Here is a 2,260-nt window from a genome sequence, read left to right as displayed (position 1 = left end):
AGGTCCGGAGGTTTCCGTTCGCATCGTATGTCAGTCCCTTTTCCGCGAAACGGTCCGTGAGGGCTCCGGCTTCGTAATGCCTGGTATCCGTCAGACGGGCGAAGCTGTCATAGGCGAATGCGTAGGTATTTTCGTCCCGGCTCGTCCGGAAGATTCTCGGTTTCGGTTTTGGTCGGTGAAAAACGATTCCGGACAGGCAGACGAACCGGTTGAAGGCAGGATGGAATGGCATGAATCGACAGGAAATCGGCCGTACGGGAGTGTGGGGGAGGGGGCCGGGCGGATGCGCTGTACGGAAACGTGCGATCTGGTCTCGGCGCATACGGTCCGTCGATCCTTCGCCGCGAATCTTCTCGGGACGAAAGATGTGCCTTTCGCTGTGATCTCGAAGGCATTGGGGCATAGCAAGATTGCGACTGCGATGCGCTATTTGCGTGTGGGCATGGAGGAAAACGCTCCGATTCTCGCCGGGAGCAGCTGCTTCAGACTGTCTGCCGGGGCTGATGACTGACCGGATTCCCGGGATTTCATCATACAAATCATCATACACAAAAGAAAAGGCGCTGAACATCAGCGCCTTTTCGTGCCCAGGACAGGAATCGAACCTGCACGCCTTGCGGCACACGCACCTGAAACGTGCGCGTCTACCTATTCCGCCACCTGGGCGTTACCGGAGTTTTCCGGAATTGCGGTGTGCAAAAGTAATACTTTTTTTTGAATTACCAACTCTTTTTTGCGAAAAAAACTATTTGCTGAAGAATTTATATTGAAACAGAAGCAGATAGATTGTCGCCACGGAGATATAGGCATCGGCCAGGTTGAAGATGGCGCCGAAGAAATAGTTGTTGCTGTCCACGAGGAATTGCAGCAGGCGCGGTACGCCGTTCCATTGAAACAGCGGGAAATAGAACATATCGACGACCTTGCCCATCATGAAACCGGCGTAATGGCCTCCGAACTGCGCCACGGAGAAGGGAGTCGATTTGGAGAATACGAGCCCGTAGAAGGCGCTGTCGAAGATGTTGCCCAGCGCCCCGGCGACGATCAGCGCCAGGCCGATGAATACGCCTTTGGGTGTGTCTTTGCGTGTCCGGTGAAGGTGCACCATGAACCAACTGACGGCTCCCACCATTGCGATCCGGAAGATGCCCAGCATCAGCTTTCCCCAGTCGAAACCGCCCCGCGTGGCGATGTGCATGCCGAAAGCCGCCCCGTTGTTTTCGATGAAGCGCAGTTGGAACCAGTCCGGGAAGACGACGATCGCCTCGTCGAGGTGCATGTGGGTCTTGACCCAGATTTTGAGCGCCTGGTCTGCGAAGAGCAGCAGAAGGATAAGGAGCGATATTCTTTTCGGATTCATTTCGTTCGGTTTTTCCCGCAAAAATAGTAAAAAATCCCTTATTCCGGGAATCCGGAGCGAGATTGCCCGTCGAAGCGGTAATCCCGGGACAGTGCGGGCGGGACCGAAGCGGATTCCGGGCCGGACGGGCGGGCGTCCGACGGACGGCGGGCCGGTTGGGCGGACTCCTGTCGGAGAAGGTCGAGCGGGGCGGGGATTCGATCCGGTTTCGGAAAGAGAACGGCGGGGACGGATTCTTTTCGGCGCGGAGATCCGGACGGAATCTGTCGGACGTAAGTCTATACGGACTTTCTATTATTTATTATATAATAGGTGTGAAGCGGTTTTCGGTATAAAATGAAACTTTTTTGCAAAAAATATACGAAATTATTTGCAGCTTCGGAAAAAGTCGCTACCTTTGCATCCGCATTTGAGAAATAACGGTTCTTGCAAATAAGTCGAAGGTTTACAATAAAGGAGTCGGAGACGGGTTTGTAGCTGGATTTCAAGAGAATGCAAAGTTCTTGAAAAAGTTTTTGGAGGTTTGAAAAAGATTGCTTACCTTTGCAATCCGTTTCGGAAAATGCCTGAAAGGGCGGCCGGAAAAAATCTTTGAAAAAGATTTGGCGGATTCAAAAATAGTACTTATCTTTGCAATCCCTTTCGCAATATAATGCGAAGCTTTTTTAAAGCGGTTCTTTGAATTACTGGTTATTTGAGAGAAAAGAAATGTAGTATTTATCTGTCATTTCCTTTAAAGGAAGCGAATAGTCAGGACTCTAACGATACATTTGATTTTTTACAATGGAGAGTTTGATCCTGGCTCAGGATGAACGCTAGCGGCAGGCTTAACACATGCAAGTCGAGGGGCAGCATTCGGGTAGCAATACCTGAGATGGCGACCGGCGCACGGGTGCGTAA

Annotated in this window: 2 protein-coding genes, 1 tRNA gene and 1 rRNA gene; 2 read left to right on the top strand and 2 right to left on the bottom strand. The window is 51.5% G+C overall.

The annotated features are described in order from the left end of the window. On the top strand, window positions 1-511 hold a 511-nt coding region (locus KB554_RS13165), incomplete at its 5' end, for a tyrosine-type recombinase/integrase (RefSeq protein WP_211036492.1). Between the two features lie 73 nt (window positions 512-584). Here the strand turns inward: KB554_RS13165 and KB554_RS13160 are convergent. After that, window positions 585-666, bottom strand: a tRNA-Leu gene (locus tag KB554_RS13160). 79 nt (window positions 667-745) lie between these two features. Continuing rightward, entirely contained in the window at window positions 746-1,360 is a 615-nt protein-coding gene (locus KB554_RS13155; protein WP_211036491.1) for a signal peptidase II, read from the bottom strand. Between the two features lie 780 nt (window positions 1,361-2,140). Between KB554_RS13155 and KB554_RS13150 the strand changes: the two genes are divergently transcribed. Beyond that, window positions 2,141-2,260: ribosomal RNA gene (locus KB554_RS13150) — 16S ribosomal RNA — on the top strand; the annotation flags it as partial.

The organism is Alistipes sp. Marseille-P2263, assembly GCF_018101075.1.
GTDB classification, from domain to species: Bacteria; Bacteroidota; Bacteroidia; order Bacteroidales; family Rikenellaceae; genus Alistipes; species Alistipes dispar.
Note: the sequence above shows the minus strand (reverse complement) of the source record. Positions and strands in the feature narration are given on the sequence as shown.

Excerpts from the sequence above, each read along its gene's own strand:
- KB554_RS13155 (WP_211036491.1), bottom strand. The coding sequence starts at position 1,360 with ATGAATCCGAAAAGAATATCGCTCCTTATCCTTCTGCTGCTCTTCGCA.